The 22,431-nt window shown below is 63.0% G+C and carries 19 protein-coding genes; 8 read left to right on the forward strand and 11 right to left on the reverse strand.

The window, feature by feature from the left end; translation table 11 throughout:
- Window positions 1-5: 5 nt before the first annotated feature.
- Complete coding sequence (hppD, locus tag VA602_RS26325; RefSeq protein ID WP_063544992.1) at window positions 6-1,082, reverse strand: 4-hydroxyphenylpyruvate dioxygenase; 1,077 nt, start codon at window positions 1,080-1,082, stop codon at window positions 6-8.
- Between the two features lie 308 nt (window positions 1,083-1,390).
- Between hppD and VA602_RS26330 the strand changes: the two genes are divergently transcribed.
- Entirely contained in the window at window positions 1,391-2,977 is a 1,587-nt protein-coding gene (locus tag VA602_RS26330) for an EAL domain-containing protein (RefSeq protein ID WP_112898339.1), read from the forward strand.
- Between the two features lie 33 nt (window positions 2,978-3,010).
- On the forward strand, window positions 3,011-3,898 hold the full coding sequence (gene rarD / locus VA602_RS26335) for an EamA family transporter RarD (RefSeq protein ID WP_054890689.1): 888 nt from the start codon (window positions 3,011-3,013) through the stop codon (window positions 3,896-3,898).
- On the opposite strand, the gene VA602_RS26340 is transcribed toward rarD, so the two are convergent.
- Complete coding sequence (locus tag VA602_RS26340) at window positions 3,861-5,432, reverse strand: TerC family protein (protein ID WP_323454755.1); 1,572 nt, start codon at window positions 5,430-5,432, stop codon at window positions 3,861-3,863. The genes rarD and VA602_RS26340 overlap by 38 nt on opposite strands.
- Window positions 5,433-5,694: 262 nt before the next feature.
- On the opposite strand from VA602_RS26340, the gene VA602_RS26345 reads away from it, so the two are divergent.
- Window positions 5,695-6,279, forward strand: coding sequence for a LysE family translocator (locus VA602_RS26345; protein ID WP_153773716.1), 585 nt, complete (start codon window positions 5,695-5,697; stop codon window positions 6,277-6,279).
- Between the two features lie 5 nt (window positions 6,280-6,284).
- Here VA602_RS26345 and VA602_RS26350 read toward each other — a convergent pair whose 3' ends face one another.
- A complete protein-coding gene (locus tag VA602_RS26350) occupies window positions 6,285-7,064 on the reverse strand; it encodes an AraC family transcriptional regulator (RefSeq protein WP_323454756.1) in 780 nt (259 codons plus the stop codon).
- 10 nt (window positions 7,065-7,074) lie between these two features.
- Entirely contained in the window at window positions 7,075-7,617 is a 543-nt protein-coding gene (locus VA602_RS26355; RefSeq protein WP_054890693.1) for a helix-turn-helix domain-containing protein, read from the reverse strand.
- 151 nt (window positions 7,618-7,768) lie between these two features.
- On the opposite strand from VA602_RS26355, the gene VA602_RS26360 reads away from it, so the two are divergent.
- From VA602_RS26360 to VA602_RS26370, 3 genes are read left to right on the forward strand one after another with little or no spacing between them, the layout of a single operon-like run.
- Window positions 7,769-8,551: an aldolase gene (locus VA602_RS26360; protein WP_054890694.1), complete on the forward strand. Its 783-nt coding sequence runs from the start codon at window positions 7,769-7,771 to the stop codon at window positions 8,549-8,551.
- A 33-nt stretch (window positions 8,552-8,584) separates the two neighbouring features.
- Window positions 8,585-9,475: a dihydrodipicolinate synthase family protein gene (locus VA602_RS26365; RefSeq protein WP_323454757.1), complete on the forward strand. Its 891-nt coding sequence runs from the start codon at window positions 8,585-8,587 to the stop codon at window positions 9,473-9,475.
- Window positions 9,420-11,366, forward strand: coding sequence for a hypothetical protein (locus VA602_RS26370; RefSeq protein ID WP_323454758.1), 1,947 nt, complete (start codon window positions 9,420-9,422; stop codon window positions 11,364-11,366). Before VA602_RS26365 ends, VA602_RS26370 begins: the two co-directional genes overlap by 56 nt.
- A gap of 27 nt (window positions 11,367-11,393) precedes the next feature.
- Here VA602_RS26370 and VA602_RS26375 read toward each other — a convergent pair whose 3' ends face one another.
- From VA602_RS26375 to VA602_RS26390, 4 genes are read right to left on the reverse strand one after another with little or no spacing between them, the layout of a single operon-like run.
- Window positions 11,394-12,128 carry an amino acid ABC transporter ATP-binding protein gene (locus VA602_RS26375; protein WP_323454759.1) on the reverse strand — a complete coding sequence of 245 codons (735 nt, stop codon included), beginning with the start codon at window positions 12,126-12,128 and terminating at the stop codon, window positions 11,394-11,396.
- Window positions 12,115-12,762 (reverse strand): amino acid ABC transporter permease, encoded by a 648-nt coding sequence (locus tag VA602_RS26380; RefSeq protein WP_323454760.1) that lies wholly within the window; start codon window positions 12,760-12,762, stop codon window positions 12,115-12,117. The genes VA602_RS26375 and VA602_RS26380 overlap by 14 nt, the downstream gene beginning before the upstream one ends.
- The gene (locus tag VA602_RS26385; protein WP_054890699.1) at window positions 12,763-13,428 is read right to left on the reverse strand and encodes an amino acid ABC transporter permease; all 666 of its coding nucleotides are present in this window, start codon (window positions 13,426-13,428) and stop codon (window positions 12,763-12,765) included. It abuts the gene before it with no gap.
- 22 nt (window positions 13,429-13,450) lie between these two features.
- Window positions 13,451-14,233, reverse strand: a complete 783-nt coding sequence (locus VA602_RS26390; protein ID WP_063544998.1) for a transporter substrate-binding domain-containing protein — start codon at window positions 14,231-14,233, stop codon at window positions 13,451-13,453.
- Window positions 14,234-14,511: 278 nt separating this feature from the next.
- Here VA602_RS26390 and VA602_RS26395 point away from each other — a divergent pair, with 278 nt between their 5' ends.
- Together VA602_RS26395 and VA602_RS26400 are read left to right on the forward strand one after the other, a co-directional pair.
- Window positions 14,512-15,195, forward strand: coding sequence for a FadR/GntR family transcriptional regulator (locus tag VA602_RS26395; RefSeq protein ID WP_054890701.1), 684 nt, complete (start codon window positions 14,512-14,514; stop codon window positions 15,193-15,195).
- 176 nt (window positions 15,196-15,371) lie between these two features.
- On the forward strand, window positions 15,372-16,694 hold the full coding sequence (locus VA602_RS26400) for an MFS transporter (RefSeq protein ID WP_054890702.1): 1,323 nt from the start codon (window positions 15,372-15,374) through the stop codon (window positions 16,692-16,694).
- 27 nt (window positions 16,695-16,721) lie between these two features.
- On the opposite strand, the gene VA602_RS26405 is transcribed toward VA602_RS26400, so the two are convergent.
- Genes VA602_RS26405 through VA602_RS26415 form a run of 3 tightly spaced genes read right to left on the reverse strand, consistent with a single transcriptional unit; the run spans window position 16,722 to window position 22,347 of the window.
- Window positions 16,722-19,853, reverse strand: a complete 3,132-nt coding sequence (locus VA602_RS26405; RefSeq protein WP_323454761.1) for an efflux RND transporter permease subunit — start codon at window positions 19,851-19,853, stop codon at window positions 16,722-16,724.
- 14 nt (window positions 19,854-19,867) lie between these two features.
- The gene (locus VA602_RS26410) at window positions 19,868-21,073 is read right to left on the reverse strand and encodes an efflux RND transporter periplasmic adaptor subunit (RefSeq protein ID WP_323454762.1); all 1,206 of its coding nucleotides are present in this window, start codon (window positions 21,071-21,073) and stop codon (window positions 19,868-19,870) included.
- A 47-nt stretch (window positions 21,074-21,120) separates the two neighbouring features.
- Window positions 21,121-22,347, reverse strand: a complete 1,227-nt coding sequence (locus tag VA602_RS26415; protein WP_407682536.1) for a TolC family protein — start codon at window positions 22,345-22,347, stop codon at window positions 21,121-21,123.
- Between the last annotated feature and the right edge of the window lie 84 nt (window positions 22,348-22,431).

The raw sequence follows: 22,431 nt of genomic DNA on the forward strand, positions 1-22,431 counted from the left end.
CACGGCTAGTCGACGTTAAGCACGCCGCGCCGAACCTGGTCGCGCTCAATGGACTCGAACAGCGCCTTGAAATTACCTTCGCCAAAGCCATCATCGCCCTTGCGCTGGATGAACTCGAAGAATACCGGCCCCAGCAGGGTTTCCGAGAAGATCTGCAGCAACAGGCGTTTGTCGCCAGGCGCTGACGCACCATCGAGCAGAATACCCCGAGCCTGTAGCTGATCGACGGGCTCGCCATGCCCCGGCAGGCGCTCTTCGAGCATCTCGTAGTAGGTCTGTGGCGGCGGGGTCATGAAACGCGTGCCGATGGCCTTGAGAGCATCCCAGGTCTTGAGCAGGTCGTCGGTCAGGAAGGCCACGTGCTGAATACCTTCTCCATTGAACTGCATCAGGAACTCTTCGATCTGGCCCGAGCCCTTGGACGACTCTTCGTTCAGCGGAATACGGATCATGCCGTCCGGCGCAGTCATGGCGCGCGAGGTCAGCCCAGTGTACTCGCCCTTGATGTCGAAATAGCGGATCTCGCGGAAGTTGAACAACTTCTCGTAAAAGCCTGCCCAATAGCTCATTCGCCCACGGTAGACGTTGTGCGTGAGGTGATCGATGATCTTCAGCCCCGCGCCTGCCGGATTGCGGTCAACGCCTTCGATAAAGTTGAAGTCGATGTCATAGATCGAGCTGCCTTCCTCGAAACGATCGATCAGGTACAGCGGCGCACCGCCGATGCCCTTGATCGCTGGCAGCCGCAGCTCCATCGGGCCCGTTTCGATTTCGACCGGCTGAGCCCCCAATTCCAGCGCGCGGGCATAGGCTTCATGCGCATTGCGGACGCGGAATGCCATACCGCAAACGGACGGACCATGCTCGGCAGCAAAGTAGGAAGCGATGCTCTTGGGCTCGTTGTTCAGGATCAGGTTGATGCCACCCTGGCGATAGAGGTGGACATCCTTGGAGCGGTGAGTGGCCACCTTGGTGAAGCCCAACGCCTGGAATACCGGTTCCAGCACGCCAGGAGTGGGCGAAGCGAACTCGATGAACTCAAAGCCCATCAGGCCCATCGGGTTGTCGAAGATATCAGCCATGTTCGTGTCCTCATCTACAGCAAAAAAAACGGTGTCAAACGCTTGGGATGTCGGACAGACGAGGTGGTGAGCAGGGAATACCCCTCACGCTGCGGGAGAGGAAATCGCCATAGAGAAGCTTGAACCCGTGGTATGCCATATGAACCTGGTCTCGGCTGGGTCGGCTTTCCAGAAGGGAAAGACCTTATTCTTGTATTCGTAAACTGATTCTACAGTGCGTAATTTCCTTTGTCGCGCATTAGTTCGGTACTCCGCCGAAGGTCCGAGCTATCCTTGTGCAACCACCAGTCATACAAGTCTAGACCCGCATGCCTCTTACGGTTAAACGCCCTGCTCGCTGGAGCTGGCGCCGCCTGCTGCCCTGGGCGGTCGGCACACTGCCAATACTGTGCGGCCTGGCGATCATGCACTGGCAGATCGAACGCGATCTGCGAGACAACAGCCAGGCCACCGTCCAGCAGGTCGTCAACCACGTGGAGCGTATCCTGGATGGTGTCTCCACGGCGGCGCAAGCGCTGTTGCCTCTGGCCGGACGCCCGTGTAGCGAAGTCACACTGGCTTTGCGCGAGCAGGTGACGCGCAATGCGTTCGTACGCTCCACCAACCTGTTCAACCACGACACCCTGTATTGCTCCTCGCTGTTGGGCGATTACGACGAACCGGTCAACCCCCTCGACTACACCGAAGGTCAGCTGTGGCTGATGGATGGCAATTCGATCACGCCCGGCCATCCCCTATTGGTGTATCGCACCGGTCAGGAGGGCCGCGGAGCCATCGCCACGGTCGATGGCGACCATCTGCTCACGGCCCTGCGCTTGATTGCCGATGACGAAACGCTGGGGATTCAGATCGGCAGGCACTGGTTGGGTGCCGACGGCCTCGTGCATACCGGCACCCCTCCGACAGCCGCCAGCGCACACGTCTCTCAATACTCGGCACGCTACCCGTTCAGCGTCCACGGTGGCTATGGTCCGGACAAACCGATGGAAGTGCTGCGCAGCCAGTACCCGGCGCTGTTGGGCCTTCTATTGGTCATTGGCGCGTTGATCGGTCTGGCCTGTCGTTGGCAACTGCGACGTGCCTCGTCGTCAAGGGCCGAGTTGAACCGGGCGCTGGAGGCGAACGAGTTCATCCCATACTTTCAGCCGGTGGTGCGCAAGGGTGACTACCGCTGGGCCGGCGCCGAGGTACTGATGCGCTGGCAACACCCGCACGAGGGATTGGTGCGCCCCGACCTGTTCATCCCCTACGCCGAGCACAGTGGGCAGATCGTGCCCATGACCCGTGCCCTGATGCTGCTTACCGCGCAAGGCCTGGCGCCCTATTCGGCGCTGATGGAAGACGGCTTCCACATCGGCATCAACATCACCGCCGACCACTGCCGCGACCTGGGACTGCTTGACGATTGCCGCACCTTTCTCCAGCACTTCCCACCTGGCCGGGTGATCCTGACCCTGGAGTTGACCGAACGCAAACTGATCGAAGCGACGCCGATCACCCTGGAGCTGTTCGAAAAGCTTCACCAGATGGGCGTGATGATTGCCCTGGACGACTTCGGCACCGGCCAGTCCAGCCTCAACTACCTGCGGCAGTTCAAGATCGACTACCTGAAGATCGACCAGAGTTTCGTCGCCATGATCGGCAGCGATGCACTGTCACAGCACATCCTCGACACCATCATCGACCTGTCGACCAAGCTGGAGCTGGGCATTGTCGCCGAGGGCGTGGAAACCGACGTTCAGCGTGATTACCTTGCGCGACAACAGGTGGATTTCCAGCAAGGCTACCTGTACGCGCGGCCAATGCCGCTGGAAGAATTCCTTCAGGCGCTCGCTGCACAGCCTGCCAGCTTGCGGTTGCCCCAGGGCGTCCCCCCTGAGATCATGCCCGGCTGATTCGTCCGTTTACTTTCTGCAACCGAGGCTTTCGTGTCAAAAGGCATCATCTCGTCTGTCATGGCATCCTGTCTGTTCGCCGTGATGTACTTCTATACCTCCATGCTCGCACCGCTCGACGGCGAGGAGATCTTCGGCTGGCGCACCCTGCTGACCCTCCCGTGCCTCACCCTGTTCATGCTGCTCAGCAAGGACTGGAAGCATGTCGGCGAGCTGCTGGCGCGCGTTCGCCAGACCCCTCGCCTGTTACTGGGCATGGTCGGCACGTCATGGCTGCTGGGTATCCAGCTATGGCTGTTCCTCTGGGCGCCGCTGCACGGGCGTAGCCTTGAGGTGTCGATGGGGTATTTCCTGCTGCCGCTGGCCATGGTCCTGACCGGCAGAGTGGCCTATGGCGAGCGCCTGTCACGCTTGCAGAAGCTGGCGGTAGGCTGCGCCGCGCTTGGCGTTGGTCACGAGCTGTACCAGCATGGCAGTTTCGCCTGGGAGACGCTGGTGGTTGTGATCGGCTATCCGATCTATTTCGTGCTGCGCCGACGCTGCCGCACCGACCACCTGGGCGGCTTGTGGTGCGACATGTGCCTGTTGCTGCCATGGGCCTTGTACTTCGTGATCCAAGGCCCGCTGTCGAGTGCCGACCTAGCTGCACATCCAGGCCTGTACGCCCTGATCCCGCTGCTGGGAGCGATCAGCGCTTCGGCGCTGATCGTCTACGTGCTCGCCAGTCGCCTGCTGCCGTTCGGTCTGTTCGGCCTGCTCAGCTACGTCGAACCGGTGCTGCTGGTCGGCGTAGCCCTGCTACTGGGCGAGAGCATCGCGCCTGACCAGTGGCTGACCTACCTGCCGATCTGGGCTGCGGTGCTGGTGCTGGTGCTCGAAGGCATCAAGCACCTGTTGCGTCAGCGTCGTCGCTCGGTGTAAGACGCACCTGGCGCACCCGCCTCTCCTCCACCGCCACCACCGTCATGGTCCAGCCGTTCCAGGCCAGTCGATCGCCTACCACCGGCAGGCGATCCAGCAGGCTCATCACCAAGCCCGCCAGGGTCTGGTAATCCTCGGTGGCGCGGGCGACGAAGCCGGTACGCGCCTGAACCTGGCTCAGGTTCAGGGCACCACTGACCACGAAACCGCCCGACTCCTCGACGATCCCCGGCCCTTCCACCTCACTGGCGTCTGGTAATTCGCCAGCAATGGACTCGAGGATGTCGGTCATGGTCAGTACGCCGGTGAAGTCACCAAATTCGTTGACCACGAAGGCAATGTGGGTGGACTGACCACGCATCTGCTCCAGCGCGTTGAGAATACTGAAACTCTCCAGCAGGTTCAGCGGTGTACGCACCATGCTTTCAAGGTCTGGCTGATTGCCCGAGAGCAACTCCTTGAGCAACTCCTTCTTGTGCACAAAGCCCAGTGGCTCGTCGATACGACCGTCACGAATCAACGGCAGTCGCGAGTATGGCGAGTTGACCAAGACCTGCGTAATGGCTTCATCCGACAGCGCCAGATCAATGGCATCCACCTCGGCACGCACGGTCATCACGGTGCGTATCGGTCGCTCGGCCAGGTTCAGCACACCGCTGATCATCACCCGCTCGCGGCGGTCGAACAGCACCTGCTCTTCCCCCCCTTCGACCAGGTCGGCGATCTCCTCGCCCACTTCATCGGCCTCGATGCGTCGCCCCCCCAGCAAGCGCAGTACAGCATGCGCCGTGCGCTCGCGCAGCGGCTTGTGCTGCTGCAGGCTGCGTTTGCGGCGGGCCCGTGCCACCTGGTTGAACAGCTCGATCAGGATCGAGAAACCGATCGCCGCATACAGATAGCCTTTAGGGATATGGAAGCCCAGGCCTTCGGCAGTCAGGCTGAAACCGATCATCATCAGGAAGCCCAGGCACAGCATGATCACCGTCGGGTGGGCGTTGACGAAACGGGTCAGCGGCTTGCTGGCAACGATCATGATACCGATGGAGAAGATCACTGCGATCATCATCACCGAGAGCTGCTCGACCATGCCAACGGCCGTGATCACCGCATCCAGCGAGAACACCGCATCGAGTACGACGATCTGCGCGACGATGGGCCAGAAGGCAGCGTGACGCACAGCGCCGGTGCTCTGGGCCACATGCCCTTCCAGGCGCTCGTGCAACTCCATGGTGGCCTTGAACAACAGGAACACACCACCGAACAGCATGATCAGGTCACGGCCAGAGAAGCTCTTGCCCCAGACCTCGAACAACGGCGCGGTCAGGGTCACCATCCACGAGATGGAGGCCAACAGGCCCAGGCGCATCAGCAGTGCCAAGGTCAAACCGATCACCCGGGCACGGTCGCGCTGATGCGGCGGCAACTTGTCGGCGAGGATGGCGATGAACACTAGGTTGTCGATACCCAGCACCAGCTCGAGGACGATAAGCGTCAACAGGCCTAGCCAGGCCGTGGGGTCAGCTAGCCATTCCATTAGCGGGTACTCTCGGGAGAAACGTCACGAAGACGCGGAAAGGATGGCCAGGACGGCCGAAGACTGGGGGGCTCCGCGAAGGTGCTCATAAATACCTTGATAGAAATTTGGGAAGGTGATCCTACAATCGAAGCAGGTTTTCCTGACAGTGTGAAACTATTACAAAAGCTGTAACAGCTCCGATTGAGCACTTTCGTTCAATACCACGGCCTCAAAGGTGAGCCAGGATGCGTGACCTCATTCGACATCAAGGAAGCCCTTCATGAGCCTGTCACTGTCCATGGCCGCCTTCGCCTTGGCGGCCTCGATTTCTCCTGGCCCTGTGAATATAGTCGCCCTCGGCAGTGGTGCACGTCATGGGCTGCGTGCCAGCCTGGGCCATGCTGCCGGCGCCAGCCTGGGGTTCTGCCTGCTGCTGGTACTGATCGGCCTGGGGCTGCATGAAGTGCTGCTGCGCTGGCCAGTGTTAAGCCGCCTACTGCATTGGGGTGGGGTACTGTTCCTGTTGTACATGGCCTGGAAGCTGTCCAGCGACAACGGCCAGCTGAACGCCAGCCATCAGACGCAGGCGCCGTCGTTCTGGCACGGTGCTGTGATGCAGTGGCTCAACCCCAAGGCCTGGCTGGCTTCAGTGGCCGGAATCGGCGCCTACACCGGCGGCGACCAGCAACTGCTGTGGCTGTTCACCTGGCTGTATGCCCCCATCTGCTTCGTCTCAGTGGCCAGCTGGGCGTGGGCTGGCAGCGTGATCAGTCAGTACCTGGGCAACCCACGTCGCATGCGTCTGTTCAATCGCGGATTGGCGGTACTGCTGGTCGCCAGCGCGGTGTACCTGGTGCTGGGCTAGCGCGCTCAACCGCCGCTGCGGTAATGCCCTGGCGTGGCGGCCAGATGCTGCTTGAATGCCCGCTGCAGATGCGCCTGATCGGCAAAGCCCGCCTCCAGCGCCACCTCGGCGATCCCGCGTCCGCGACGCAATTGCGCCCGGGCGTGCTGTACCCGCTGGTCGACCAGATACCCATGGGGCGTCAAGCCAAAGCGTCGACGGAACGCGCGAATCAGATACGCCCGCGACAACCCCGCGGCGGCGCAGATATCGTCAAGGCTCAAAGGGTCGAGGCGATGGGCACGAATGAAGGCCGCTGCCGCTTCCAGACGCGGATGTGCCTGCGAATGCGCGCCGGGCGCTGCCTCGAGGTATCCCGGCAGTGCCTTGAAGAACGCCTTCAGCATCGTTTCACGGGCGTCGGTATCGCCGTCGAACAGCCCGGCGAAAAGCTGCAACAGACGCGCATAGAGCGCTGGCGACTCGCTGTAGGTTGCCTGGGGAAGGACGAAGCCCTGCGCCTCAAGCCAGGGCAGGTCGACGTACAACATCAGGTACGACCAGACTTCACCCTCGATCGGATTGCACGCATGTACCACACCGGGGTTCATCAACACCGTGGCGCCGGCCGAAAGCTCGCGCCAGGTATCGCCGGACAGGTAGCTGCTGCGCCCGCCGGTCACCACACCTATGGAAAAACCTTCATGCGAGTGCGGGCCATAGCAGACCTGGCGCCCATCTCCCACCCGCCGCGCCTCGACGAAGGGCAGCGCAGGATCGCGCCAGAACCGCGACACCTCGATCATCGTCCGCGCCTCACGCCTCACCGCCTTGTACCACGACCAGCAACTGCGCCTGGCACTCACCGACCGAGCGCAGCCGATGCGGTGTCTGCGCGTTGAAATGCAGGGCATCGCCCTGCTCCAGCAACACCCGCTCAGACATGAAATCGACCTCGACCTGGCCCGCATGGACGAACAGAAATTCCTCGCCCTGGTGCTCCTTGAACGTGGGATCACTGAAATCGCGGGGTGGCTGAACAAGAAAGGGTAACAGGCTGCGCTGCCCGATCTGTGACGTCAGCACCGTATAACCCGGGCCTGCACCATCACCTACCAGGGCCTGGCGCTCACCGCTGCGCACCAGGCTGTAGCGCGCCTGGAGAGTGTGATCTTCGGCAAACAATTCTTCGACATTGACGTTCAATGCCCTGGCCAGCTTCAACGCCGCCGCGATCGAAGGGGTGTTCAACCCACGCTCGACCTTCGACAGGTAGCTCTTGGTCATGCCGGATTTCTCAGCCAGCACCTCCAGGGTAATGCCCAGTTTCTTTCTCAGCAGTTTCAAGCGGATAGACATGCGGCGCGGGTTTCCCGTGTGAACGGCCTTGCTAATGACACTTTGTGTCATGTAGATTGTTTTGTGTCATGTGATTGACCGCCCCTCTCCCGATCAAAGCAGCGGGGCGGGCAAGCACTGGCATCATCAGCACGCCACAGAGGATATCCCCATGGCCAACACCCTGACACTCGGCAAAGAGCAACTGGTGCACAAAGCGCTGGCACAGATGCAAGGCTCACTCGCCGATAATACGTGGACTGTACGCGAAAAGCTGGCCCTGACCTGTCGAATTCTCTTCGACCATGGCCATGATTCAGGCCTGGCCGGGCAGATCAGCGCCCGTGGCCCGCAACCCGGCACGTTCTACACCCAGCAACTGGGCCTGGGCTTCGACGAGATCAGTGCCAGCAACCTGCTGCTGGTCAACGAAGACCTGGAGGTGCTCGAAGGCCAAGGCATGCCCAACCCCGCCAACCGCTTTCACAGCTGGGTGTACCGCGCCCGGCCAGATGTGAACTGCATCATCCACACCCACCCCACCCACGTTGCCGCCCTGTCGATGCTGGAGGTGCCGCTGCAGGTCTCGCACATGGACCTCTGCCCGCTGTACGACGATTGCGCGTTCCTCGGCGCCTGGCCTGGCGTACCGGTGGGCAACGAAGAAGGCGAGATCATCAGCCAGGCCCTGGGTGACAAGCGCGCCATCCTGCTTTCGCACCACGGCCAGCTGTCCACCGGCACCAGTATCGAGCAGGCTTGCGTCTATGCCCAATTGATCGAACGTGCTGCGCGCCTGCAGTTGCTGGCGATGTCCGCCGGCAGCATCAAACCCATCGACCCGCAGCTTGGTCGTGAAGCCCACGACTGGATCGACCGCCCCAAGCGCCACGGCGCCTCGTTCAACTACTTCGCCCGGCAGAGCCTGCGCAAACACGCCAACTGCCTTGACTGACCCCTGAATGCCTTGCTTGCGGAGCCACCCATCATGACCACAGAATTCCACGGCATCATCGGCTACACCATCACCCCATTCAGCCAGGACGGCGAACAGCTCGACCTGCCTGCCCTGGGCCAGTCCATCGATCGCCTCATCGACAGCGGCGTACAGGCCATCGCCCCGTTGGGCAGCACCGGTGAAGGCGCCTACCTGAGCGACAGCGAATGGCATCAAGTCGCCCAATACAGCCTCGAACGCATTGCCAAGCGCGTGCCCAGCATCGTCAGTGTCTCCGACCTGACCACCGCTGGCGCGATCCGCCGCGCCCGCTTCGCCCAGCAGCACGGTGCCGATGCGGTGATGGTGCTGCCTTCAGCCTACTGGAAGCTCAGTGCAGCCGAGATCCTCACGCACTACCGCAGCATCGGCGCTGCGGTCGACCTGCCGATCATGCTCTACAACAACCCCGCCACCAGCGGCACCGACATGCCGGTTGAGCTGATCCTGCGTATCGTGAGCGAGGTGGACAACGTGACCATGGTCAAGGAAAGCACCGGCGACATCCAGCGCATGCACAGGCTGCAACTGCTCGGTGAAGGCCAGGTGCCGTTCTACAACGGCTGCAATCCGCTGGCGCTGGAGGCCTTCGTGGCCGGGGCAAAAGGCTGGTGCACTGCAGCGGCCAATCTCATTCCACAACTGAACCTGCAGCTGTACCAGGCGGTACTCGACGCCGACCTCAAGCAAGCACAGGCGTTGTTCTACCACCAATTGCCATTGCTGGACTTCATTCTCAAAGGCGGCTTGCCAGCGACCATCAAGGCCGGACTGGCCATGACCGGGCTGCCGGTGGGTGAACCACGTCGACCGGTGTTCGGGCTCGATGAGCAAGCTCGCGGCACCTTGGAGCGCCTGTTGCACGACCTGCGTGGCCATTGAAGGCCTGGAGATCACTGCACGCCATACGATTGATAGGTGTGACTCCCCCCGACAACTGACAAATTTGCCAGTTGTCGGGGGGAGAAAGCCGAGCTTAAAGTCCGCCCCAACACCCAACAAGATGAAGGGGCGCGGCATGCCAGGCAAGGCTCGAATCTTTGTATATTGCTGTGCCATTTTCGGCGTACTTGGCCAACTGCCCTCCTTCGCCGCCGAGCCCCCTAATGAACAGCAGGGCGAGCAAGGACCCAGCCAGGCGGCGCCCGCCACGATCCTGGACCAGTCCACGCTGCAGATCGCCGAGCAACCATCGCTGATCGACCGGCTCAACCTGCGCTACAACAATGTAGTGGAGCACTGCGATGACGGTGCTTCGGCCTTGCACTGCAGCGGTATCATCCTGCGCCGCTCCACTTTCAGCCCCAGCTTCAGCTTCTGGACTCACAGCCCAGCGGCCAAAGCACTCGGCTCGGTGACTTTTTCCTGGTTGCGTGCCGACGGCACCAGCAACAGCGACGACTTGTCCAGCGGTTTCATATTCATGGATAACAGCACAGCGCGTGCTGCCGGCTATGCACTGCAGACGCCGCGTTGCATCTACCCGTTCATGGCTGGCACCCAAGGGGCCGCCGCGGGTCGATGGCTGCATGGGTGCGGCCCGACCAAAACCGAGATCTGGCAACACAAGGACGAAAGTTCCTGCATGATCAAGGCCACACCCGCGACCGACCCAGACGGTTGGGCTGCCGATTTCAAAGGCGGCGGGTTGGATCGCAGCAAACAGTGCTCTCTAAGTGTCCAGGTACCGGAACAACTGATCACCAGCCTGAAGGTGCGGGCGTCTCACAGTGACATTGCCAAGGCCTATGGCAACGAACTGCTGATTCCCACATGGGACGAAAATTACTCAAAACAGCTGCCGATCGAGGCGTTTTTCTACAACACCGCCAAAAGCGGAGCCTTCGAAAATGCCCTCAAATTGCGCGATGCCTTCTACAACGAAACCTTCCGCCTGGTCCCCATCGTAGGGCTGGACCTTGGCGCCACTGACAAGCAAGTTTTCAAGCCGCTCAGCCGCGATCAGCAAGGCATGGCAACTGCCAATGGCCTGAACCTGCGTTACGCCAACACACGCAACGATTGCGAATTCAAGGCGCCACTCTACTGCAACGGCGTGATCCTGCGCACCACGACATTCTCCCCCAACTTCCGAGCATGGAATCCAAGCCAGAAATCCGTAGACAGCGGCGCAGTGTCGTTCTCGTACCTGAGAACGGATCTGGGTATCACGACGCTTGCATGGAACACGCTGAACCAAGGGCTGATCTTCAACGAGCTCGACGCCGTCAAGCAACCGCGCATGTATCCGATCACACCGCTGTGCATGTACCCCACCGATGCCGCAAGTTGGAATCGAGGTGCGAATGGCTGTGGCATTCATAGTCAATACGGCGCGATCAGCGACAAATGCGCACCGAAGAATATTACAAACCTGGAACAACTTCAGCGTCATTTCCATTCGGTAGCCGACAACGGTGCCTACTTCAACGAGCGCAACAAACATCAATGCAGCCTTGCCATCAACCTAACTGAATTCAATCTCGCGTCGGTATCGCGCAAGTCCATTCTCAATGCCCAGCAGCAACTTCACCATAACGAGCTGATCGTGGGGACCTGGCCGCAAAACATTCCTGACCTGCTGCCGCTTGAGGCGTTCTTCTATCAGTACAAGGATGACAATACCGCCAAACCAGCCATTGAGCAGGCCAAGGGCATGCAAAAGGACTTGCTGACCACTGCCAACGGCCTGTGGAAGCCCGTGATCCGCCTCAATCTGGCAGCCCCAAGCGGTGGTGCGTTCGCGACATACCGGGCACAAGATCAGAACTGATCGTTCCTCGCCTGTCCCGGACTTGCTTCATACCGACGCCGTCATCCCGATGAAGTTCGCCAGCTCTGCCGTGCGCGGAGCGGCGAACAGTGCATTCGGCTCCCCCACTTCGTGCACCTTGCCCTGATGCATGAACACTAGCTTGTCGCCCACCTCACGGGCGAAGCGCATTTCGTGGGTGACCATGATCAAGGTCATGCCTTCGCTGGCCAACTGGCGCACCACTGCCAACACCTCGTTGACCAGCTCCGGATCCAGCGCCGAGGTGATCTCGTCGCACAGCAAGACCTTGGGCGACATCGCCAGGGCGCGAGCGATCGCCACCCGTTGCTGCTGTCCACCCGAGAGGCGATCCGGGTAGGCGTCGAACTTCTCCGCCAGTCCTACCCTGGCCAGCATGCGCTCGGCCAACTCGCGCGCCTGGGCCTTGCCGGTGTTCTTCACCACCTGCGGCGCCAGCATGACGTTCTCGCCCACGGTCAGGTGCGGGAACAGGTTGAACTGCTGGAACACCATCCCGACCTTCTGCCGTAATGCGCGCAGGTCGGCCCGGCTGGCGTCGAGGTATTCACCGTCCACCTCGATCACCCCGTCGCTGATCGACTCAAGGCCGTTCAGCGTGCGCAGGAAGGTGCTCTTGCCCGAGCCACTGCGGCCGATGATGGCGACCACTTCGCCCTCTTCGATGCTCAGGTCGACGCCCTTGAGCACGTGATTGTCGCCGTAGTACTTGTGCAGCGCGGACACTCTAAGCAGGGGCATGCAGCCTCCTTTCCAGATAACGGGCGCTCAGCGAGAGCGGATAACAGAGGATGAAATAGCCCAGCGCGACCAGGCCATAGACCATGAAGGGTTCGAAGGTGGCGTTGGCGATCATGCCGCCAGTCTTGGTCAGTTCGGTGAAGCCGATGATCGAGGTCACCGCCGTGCCCTTGACCACCTGCACCGAAAAGCCCACGGTCGGCGCGATGGCGATGCGCAGTGCCTGGGGCAGGATGACGTGGCGCAACTGCTCCATACGGCTGAGTGCCAGGCTGCCGGAGGCCTCCCACTGGCCACGTGGAATCGACTCCACGCAACCCCGCCAGATCTCGGCGAGAAACGCACTGGTGAACAAGGTCAGGGAGATGGCCGCCGCCATCCATGCCGAGACGTCGATGCCGAACAGCGCAAAGCCAAAGAACACCATGAACAACTGCATCAATAGCGGTGTGCCCTGAAACAGCTCGATGTAGCCACGGGCCAGGCGCCTTGGCAGTGCCCGCTCGGAAATGCGCCCGATCAGTACCAGCAACCCGGCCAGGCCGCCACAGGCGAATGCCACCAGCGACAAGGCCAGTGTCCATTGAAGGCCCGTCAGCAAGTTGCGCAGGATGTCCCAGAAGGTGAAGTCCATTCAGCGTTTCCCCATCAGCAGGCGCTGCCCGATCCAGCTCAGCAACTGGCGCACGAGGATGGCCATCAGCAGGTACAGGACGGTGGTCAGCAGGTAGGTCTCGAACGCACGGAAGTTGCGCGACTGGATGAAGTTGGCGGCGAACGACAGTTCCTCGGTAGCAATCTGCGAGCACACTGCGGAGCCGAGCATGACGATCACGATCTGGCTGGTCAGCGCCGGCCAGACCTTGGCCAGCGCAGGCCGCAGGACCACGTGGCGGAACGCCTCGAACCGGCTCATGGCCAGGGCCGCTGCGGCTTCCAGTTGCCCCCGGGGAATCGCCTGGATGCCGGCGCGAATGATCTCGGTGGAATAGGCCCCCAGGTTGATCACCATCGCCAGCACTGCCGCCTCCCATTCACTCAGCCGCACGCCCAATGCGGGCAGGCCGAAGAAGATGAAGAACAGCTGCACGATGAACGGCGTGTTGCGGATCAGTTCCACGTACAAGCCGAACAGCAGGTCGAACGGGCGCAGGCGCCAGGCCCGCACACCGGCGCCGATAACGCCGATGGCAAGGCCGAGCACGGTGCCGATGGCGGTCAGCTGCAGGGTGAACAGGGCCCCCTTGAGCAGCAGGTCACCCTGGGCGAGCACGGGGGCGAAGTCGAATTGATAAGCCATGGCTAGAGGTGTCCGCAGCCGCTCAAAGATCGGCAGGGAGAGGTTGCTTGAGCCATTTCTCGGCATTGCGGTTCAGGCTACCGTCGGCCTTCGCCGCGGCCAGGCTGCTGTTGACCTTCTCCAGCAGCGCCGCCTCGTTCTTGGCCACACCCACGTAAACCGGCGAGTCCTTCAGCTTGACCTTCACCACCGGCACCTTGGCCGGGTTCTTCTCGGCGATGGCCGACATCACCACGCTGCCGCTGGCAATCAACTGGACCTGCCCGGAAAGGTAGGCGGCGATCGTCGAGTTGTTGTCTTCAAAGCGCTTGATCACCGCATCCTTGGGCGCCACGGCGGTCAGGGCCATGTCTTCGATCGAGCCGCGGGTGACGCTGATGGTCTTGCCGGCGACCGCGCCGATGTCATCGATCTTCGTCTCGGCCGGACCGAACACGGCCAGGTAGAACGGCGCGTAGGGCTGCGAGAAGTCGATCACTGCCTCACGCTCAGGGTTCTTGCCCAGGCTCGAGATCACCAGGTCGACCTTGCCTGTGGTCAGGAACGGGATGCGGTTGGTGCTGTTGACTGGGGTCAGGGCCAGCTTCACACCGAGCTTGTCGGCCAGCAGTTGCGCGGTATCGATATCCAGGCCACGGGGCTTCATGTCCGGGCCGACCGAACCGAACGGCGGGAAGTCCTGGGGCACGGCCACCTTGAGCACGCCACGGGCACTGATATCGGCCAGCGCGTCGGCCTGAGCCAACGGCAGGGCCAAGGAGGTGCCACAGAACAGGGTTGCCAGGAGCAGGGAGCGGAACGTCATGGGTAGGCCTCGCAGGAACTCGGGTGATGGGACTGACCTGGCCATTGCAGGGGGCATGCCAGTCTGCGCCCAAGCCCTTTGCGAAACGCTGCCAGGCCCGTGACTGCAAGGTCTTACTGGTCTGAACAGTTGCAGCGCATGGTCGTCCTCTCCCCCGCAATGCGCCCTGCTTTCGTGCAGGGCCTTGAGGGGCTGCGCCAGGTTGGCGCAACGCTTGCCAGCACGGTCGGTTCACCGTAAAACGTCAGCGTCATTGCCCTCTGACTGGTCTGAACAGCATGCTCGACACCCTCCCCCGCGCCGTCCCGGAACTGGCCCTGCAGGCCATCCGCAAGCTTATCGATGAAGGCGGTTACCAGCCGGGTGATGCCCTGCCCTCGCAACGCGATCTGGCCGAACGGCTTGGCGTCAGCCGCGCCTCGCTGCGCGAGGCCCTGTCGTCGCTCAGTGCACTGGGGCTGGTGAGCGTGCAGCCGGGCAAAGGCGTCTTCGTGCAGAGCCCGACACCCAGCGGATTTTCCTGGCCCTATGCCGAACAGGTGTCGGCGGCTGATACCTTCCAACTGCGCTATGCGCTGGAGGGTTTCGCCGCCGGGCAGGCTGCGCTGGCACTGACCGCCGATCACATCGACAGGCTCCAGGCCAATGTCGAGGCCATGCGTCAGGAGCTGCGCAACGGTCGCTTCGAGCAGGCGGCGCGGCTCGATTTCGAGTTCCATCAGTTGCTGTTGCAGGCCTGCGGCAATCAGGCGATGCTGCAGGTGATCACCACCAGTCAGGAAATTTTCCTGGAGAGCCAGAAGCTGCCATTCATTCGTCCTGAGCGCGCCATGGAGACCTGGCAGGAACATCGCAAGATCCTCAAGGCCCTCGAGCGCAGGTCGCAAGCCGGGGCGCAGCGCGCGATGCAGGAGCATATCCGCAATGCCGCCTCGCGTACCGGGGTGGTATTCGCCGTCTGAGCGAGGACTGCCGCGCGCTGTTCGTGACAGATCGCCGGTCGAAACAGATATCCCGGTGTCGCCCTCAAGGATGCACCGCCCCCCGCCCTCCGCTCTACTGGCCCTGACAACCAGACGACACGGCTCGACCGTGTCCGCCCCCGCCAGGCTGCCTATGACAACCGGAGAGCATTCGCATGTCTGTATCCCATGAGGTATCCCCCGCTACCCTGCGTCGGGTGATTGCCGCATCGGCCATCGGCAACTTCGTCGAGTGGTTCGATTTCGCGGTGTACGGTTTTCTCGCCACGCTGATCGCCAGCCAGTTCTTCGCCAGCCAGGACGCCAGTGTCGCCCTGCTCAAGACCTTCGCCGTCTTCGCCGTGGCCTTCGCCCTGCGTCCACTTGGCGGCATCGTGTTCGGCGCATTGGGCGATCGCCTGGGACGCAAGCGCATCCTGTCGCTTACCATCCTGCTCATGGCGGGCTCCACCACGCTCATCGGGCTGCTGCCGACCTACGCCAGCATCGGCATCGCCGCGCCCGTACTGCTGACCCTGGCGCGCTGCCTGCAAGGTTTTTCCGCCGGTGGCGAATACGCCGGGGCCTGCGCTTATCTGATGGAGCATGCGCCTCGGGAAAAACGTGCGTTCTACGGTAGTTTCGTGCCGGTCTCGACCTTCTCGGCGTTCGCCTGCGCGGCGGTCATCGCCTATGCGCTTGAAGCCAGCCTGACGCCGGACGCCATGAACAGCTGGGGCTGGCGCGTGCCCTTCCTGATCGCCGCGCCGCTGGGTCTGGTCGGGCTCTACCTGCGCTGGCGCATGGAGGAAACACCGGCCTTCCGCGAAGCCATCGCCGAGGGCCGCGAGCACGAACATTCGCCACTCAAGGAAACGCTGCGCCACCATGGCCGGGCGATCCGCAACCTGGGCGCGTTCATCTCACTGACGGCGTTGTCGTTCTACATGTTCACCACCTACTTCGCCACCTACCTGCAACTGGTCGGCAACCTCAGCCGCGCCCAGTCGCTACTGGTCACCACCGTGGCGCTGCTATTCGCAGCGGCTGGCTGCCCGCTGGCAGGTGCCTTTTCCGACTGGATCGGACGCCGCCGGACCATTGGCTTCACATGCCTCTGGGTGATGGTCTGCGTGTTCCCGGCTTACTGGCTGGCAAGCTCCGGCTCGATGGCGGGCGCGTTGCTGGGGGTGATCCTGCTGGCGGTAGGCGCTTTGTCCAGCGGGGTGGTCACCGCGGCCTTGCTGTCGGAGAGCTTCCCGACCCGCACCCGCTACACCGCCTCGGCCATCACCTACAACGTCGCCTATACACTTTTCGGCGGCACCGCGCCGCTGGTGGCGACCTGGCTGATCGGCCAGACCGGCAGCAGCCTGGCGCCGGCCTTCTACCTGGTGGTTATCGCCCTGGTGGCGCTGGTTGGCGGGCTGGCGCTACCGGAGACTTCACGCATCTCCCTGCATGAGGAATCGCTGGGGAGCCAGCCAGCCTCGGTCTGACATCACCGGAGCCGGCTGGTAGCCCTCTCAATCTTCCTCCCGCCGGTACGCCCAGCGATAGAGCGCGGGCAACACCAGCAAGGTCAAGGCCGTCGATGACAAGATCCCACCGATCACCACTGTCGCCAGCGGCCGCTGCACCTCGGCGCCCGTGCCGGTGGCCAGCGCCATCGGGATGAACCCCAGCGACGCCACCAGCGCGGTCATCAGTACCGGCCGCAGACGGGTCAACGCGCCCTCTTCGACCGCCACCCGCAGCGATCGCCCCTCTTCTCGCAGGCTGCGAATGAAGGCGATCATCACCAGGCCGTTGAGCACCGCCACCCCCGACAGCGCGATGAACCCGACCCCTGCCGAAATCGACAATGGAATATCCCGCAGCCACAGGGCCAGCACCCCTCCGGTCAGGGCAAACGGAATGCCTGTGAACACCAGCAAGCCGTCACGCAGGTTGTTGAACATCATCAGCAGCAACGCCATCACCAGCAGCAGTGAAACCGGCACCACCACCCGCAGCCGCTCGGCAGCCGACTGCAACTGCTCGAACTGCCCACCCCAGCGTGTCCAGTACCCAGGCGGAACCTGCACCTGGTCGATCAGGGTCTGCTCGGCCTGTTCGACGAACGAACCCAGGTCACGGCCACGCACGTTGGCACTGACCACCACCACGCGCTTGCCATCCTCGCGGCTGACCTGGTTCGGCCCCAATTGCAGGTTGAGGCTTGCCACCTGCGACAACGGGATAAAGCCGATCTGAGTGGCGCCAGCACTGGCCGGCACCGGTATCAGCAGGTTCGCCAGGCCGTCGACGTCTGTGCGCAGCGCCTCGGACAGGCGCACCACCATGTCGAAGCGCCGGTCCCCTTCGTACAGCGTCCCCGCCTTGCGCCCGCCGACAGCGATGGCCACCGCATCCTGCACCTGGGCAACGTTCAGACCGTGGCGTGCCGCCTTGTCGCGGTCGATATCGATGGTCAGTACCGGCAGCCCGGTGGTCTGCTCGACCTTCACCTCCGATGCCCCCGGCACCTGCTGCAAGGTGGTGGCAATTTTCGCCGCCGTGGCGTTGAGCACGTCCATGTCGTCGCCGAAGACCTTCACCGCCACATCGCTGCGCACCCCGGAAATCAGCTCGTTGAAGCGCAGCTGGATGGGTTGCGACAGTTCATGGTTGCTGCCCGGCACACTGGCGGCAGCCTGCTGCACCTCGGCAATCAGCGCTTCGCGCGGTTTGCCTGGATCACGCCACTGCTCACGCGGTTTGAGCATCACGTAGGCATCGGAGATGTTCGGCGGCATCGGGTCCGAGGCGATCTCGGCGGTCCCGGTGCGGGCGAACACCCGCTCGACCTCGGGTACCTGGGCGATGATCGCCCGTTCCAGGCGTTGCTGCATGTCCACCGATTGGCTCAGGCTGGTGCCCGGCACGCGCAGCGATTGCAGAGCGAAGTCGCCCTCGCTGAGGCTGGGAATGAACTCACTGCCCATGCGACTGGCCAATACACCCGACAGCAGTACCAGGCTTGCGGCAGCAGCGAAGGCCAGCTCGCGTCGACGCAGTACCCAGGCGAGCACCGGGGCGTAACGCTGGCGAGCCGTGCGCATCAGCACACCCTCTTCCTCCTTGACCTTGCCTGTGACGAACAGCGCAATCGCCGCCGGCACGAAGGTCACCGAAAGAATCATCGCCCCCAGCAAGGCCATGACCACGGTGAACGCCATGGGGTGGAACATCTTGCCTTCGACACCGGTCAGGGCAAAGATCGGCAGATACACCACCATGATGATCAACTGCCCGTAGATCAGGGGCCGGCGTGCCTCGCGGGCAGCCGCGAACACTTCATGGAACCGCTCGGTACGGGTCAGCATGCGCCCGTGCTTGTGCTGGGCATGGGCCAGTCGACGGATGGCGTTCTCGACGATCACCACCGCACCGTCGACGATGATGCCGAAGTCCAGCGCCCCCAGGCTCATGAGGTTGGCGCTGACCTTGTTGGCGAACATACCGGTGAAGGTGAACAGCATCGACAGCGGAATGACCATGGCCGTGATCAACGCTGCACGGATGTTGCCCAGGAGCAGGAACAGCACGGCGACCACCAGGATGGCGCCTTCGACCAGGTTCTTCTTCACCGTGGCGATGGCTTTTTCCACCAGGTTGGTACGGTCGTACACCGTAACCGCCACCACGCCCTCGGGCAGGCTGCGGTTGATCTCGGCAAGCTTCGCCGCGACGGCCTGGGACACCGTGCGACTGTTCTCGCCAATCAGCATGAACACCGTGCCCAACACCACCTCGCGACCATTTTCGGTCGCAGCTCCCGAGCGCGGTTCTTCGCCCAGGCCGACCTGGGCCACATGGCTGACACGAATCGGCGCACCATCGGCACTGGAGATGACGATGTTGGCAATGTCCTCGATCGACGCCACCTGCCCCGGCGCACGCACCAGCAACTGCTCGCCGTTGCGCTCGATGGCACCCGCGCCGACGTTGGCATTGTTGCCCTGCAACGCCGCGATCAGGTCATCGAGCGTGAGCTTGTAGGCCGCCAGGCGCTTGGGATCCGGTGCAATCAGGTACTGCTTGGCGTGGCCACCGATGCTGTTGACTTCGGCCACCCCCGGCACATTGCGCAGTTGGGGCTTGATGATCCAGTCCTGGATCACCCGCAGGTCGGTGGCGGTGTAGGGCGTACCATCCTCCTTGAGTGCACCGTCCCGGGCCTCGACCGTCCACAGGAAGATCTCCCCCAGGCCCGTCGAGATCGGCCCCATGCCCGCTTCGATGCCCTCGGGCAACTGCTCGCGGGCAACTTGCAGGCGCTCGTTGACCAGCTGCCGGGCGAAGAAGATATCGGTGGCGTCATCGAAGATCACGGTCACTTGCGACAAACCCGAACGCGACAGCGAACGGGTCTGCTTGAGCCCGGGCAGGCCGGCCATGGCCGTTTCGATGGCGTAGGTGATGCGCTGCTCGGTTTCCAGCGGCGAATAGCCTGGTGCAGCGGTATTGATCTGCACCTGCACGTTGGTGATATCGGGCACCGCGTCGATCGGCAGCTTCTGGTAGCTGTGGATGCCCACCGCAGCCATCAGCACCACGGCGAGCATCACCACCAGGCGTTGCTCGATGGCAAATTGAATCAGGCGTTCGAACATGAGGGTTTCCCGGATCAGTGACTGTGCTCGGCCGAGCCCTTGCCCAGCTCGGACTTGAGGACAAAGCTGCCTGCCGCCGCCACCTGGGTGCCGCGGGCCAGGCCTTCGGTGATTTCGACGAAGCCGCCATCGCGGCGGCCGGTCTTGACTGGCAGCGCCTGGAAGCCATCAGGGGTGCGAGCGAACACCACGCTTCGCTCTTCGAGGGTCTGCAGGGCAATCTGGGGGACCACCACGGCCGCCTCTGCTTGCTCGACGGTCACCGCGATATTGACGAACAACCCGGGGCGCCAGGCCCCCTTGGGGTTGGCCAGCGTGGCGCGGGCAGTGGCAGCGCGGTTCTGCTCGCCGAGCAGGTTGCCGACATAGTTGATGGTGCCCTCGACTTGCGCATCGAGGTCCGGCGAACTCACGGTCACGGCGCGGCCGCTGGTAACCTTGTCCAGATCGCGCGGAGTCACGGCGAACGTGGCCCAGACTCGGTTCAAATCAGACAGGGTGAAGGCATTGCTGGCCTCACTCACCACTTCGCCGACGGTCAGGTGTTTTTCCACCACCACCGCATCGAACGGTGCACGCAGCTCGTAGCGATTGCCCGCCCCCGCCGGGGCCACGGCGGCAACCTTCTGCCCGGCATTGGCCAAGGCGATCTCAGCTTCCTGCAAAACCTGGCGAGCCTGCAGGTAATCCTGCTCGGCGCTGATGCGCTCCTGCCACAACTGCTTTTCACGCTCGAAGGTCAGCCGCGCCAGCTCGACCCGCCGCTGCGCCGCCTGCTGCTCGCTGCGCAGCTCGGAGATCTGTTGGCTGGCGATCACCGCCAGCACCTGGCCACGCTTGACCGGCTGGCCGAGGTCGGCCTGCACCGACTCGACCACACCCGGAACACGCGGCACCACGTGGGCGGTACGGTCCTCATCGAAACGAATCTCGCCAGGAAAACTGATCGCCGTACCCAGGGCACGCGGGCCGGCGGTCACCAACTGGACCCCGGCCGCCTCGATCTGCGCTGCAGAAAGATGCAGCTCGCCCTCTTCATCGTGACCTTCCTCGCCGGACGCAGCAGGCGCGCTGCCGTGGTCGTGGCCGTCATCGCCATGCTCGTCATGGTTTGATTCGCTGGTCTTTGCGGGGGCGAGATTGCCGGTCCAGGCCAGCCCACCGACGCCGATCACGGCGACCAGGGTGGCAAGGATGGCGAACTTGCGTGTGGTGTTCATGGGGGCTCCTGCTGCAAATGAAGAAGGTAGAACGCTCGATCCGCGCCTCAGCGCCCGGCATCCAGCTGGCCATAGATCCGCTCGACCTGTGCCCGGGCATCGCTTGCCGACGCCAGGGCGTCGAGGTACTGCCCACGGGCCTCAATCAGCGTGCGCTGGGCGTCCAGAACTTCGAGGAACGCGAACTTGCCGCGCTCGAAGCCACGCGTAGCGGTATCTACCGCCTGGCGTGCCGAGGGCAGGATGGTGCGGTCGTAGGCGTTGACCTCGGCCATGGCCATGGCCCACTGGCTCAGTGCGCTGCGGGTATCGCTGCGCAGGCGCAGTTCCACTGCGTTGCGCAGGTCGCGGGCCTGGTCGGCGCGACGCGAGGCCGCCAGCACATTGCCCTGGTTTCGGTCGAACAGCGGCAGCGGCATGGACAGCCCGACCACATTGACCCGTTCGCGGTCCTCGCGGCTGTACTGGCTGCCCAGGCTGACCGTGAGGTTGGGGATCCGTTGGGCCTTTTCCGAACCCAGCGCGGCGTCTCCACGCTCGATCTGCGCGGCCGCAAGGCGCCACTCGACAGTCTGCTCGACCTTGCCCAGCAAGACCTCGGCCTGTGGCGCCGGGCCAGGCAACAAGCCGTTGCCATCAAGCTGCGTGAACGCCACATCGGCGCTGCCAATCAAGCGCGACAGCGCCTGCCAGGCCACCGTGCGATCCGCTTCGGCACGGCGCAGTTGCGCCAGAGCCTGGGCCAACTGCACGTCGGCGCGAGTGGCCTCGACCGGCGATGACTGGCCCGCCGCAACCCGCGCCTTTACCACCCGCAGGCCCCGTTCGGTCAAGGCCTTGGACTGCTCGGCCAGCTCCACCGCAGTCTGCGCCCGCAGTGCAGCATGGAAAGCCTGGGTCACATCGGCACGCAGGCCATTGCCCTGGCGCTCGAGCTCCAATCGGGCGATATCCTGCCCGGCCTTGGCCACCTCGACACGCGCGCCACGCTTGCCACCCAACTCGAGCGCCTGGCTGAGCATGACCGTGGTGGTGCTGGTATCGCGGCGAGTGTCTTCACGCTCCCAGGAAAGCTCCGGGTTGGGTATCAGACCCGCCTGGCGCCGTTCGCCTTCGGCAATGCCGAGCGCCTGGCGCACGGCAGCCAGGTCCGGATTATCGGCAAACGCCGCATCGAGCGCCTGGTTCAGGGTCAGGCCCTGTCCTGCCTGGGCGACAGCACTGGCCGACAGCAGGCAAATCAGGGCGAGGAAGCGGGAGGGTTTGAACGGCACGGTCTGGGGTCCTCGACGGCTGGCGATTGCTGGCGAGGGACTCTAGGACGCGGCGGTTATCGTGGCGGTGGCGTGAAGATTACG

It is taken from the genome of Pseudomonas machongensis (assembly GCF_034961125.1).
In the GTDB taxonomy this organism is placed as follows: domain Bacteria; phylum Pseudomonadota; class Gammaproteobacteria; order Pseudomonadales; family Pseudomonadaceae; genus Aquipseudomonas; species Aquipseudomonas machongensis.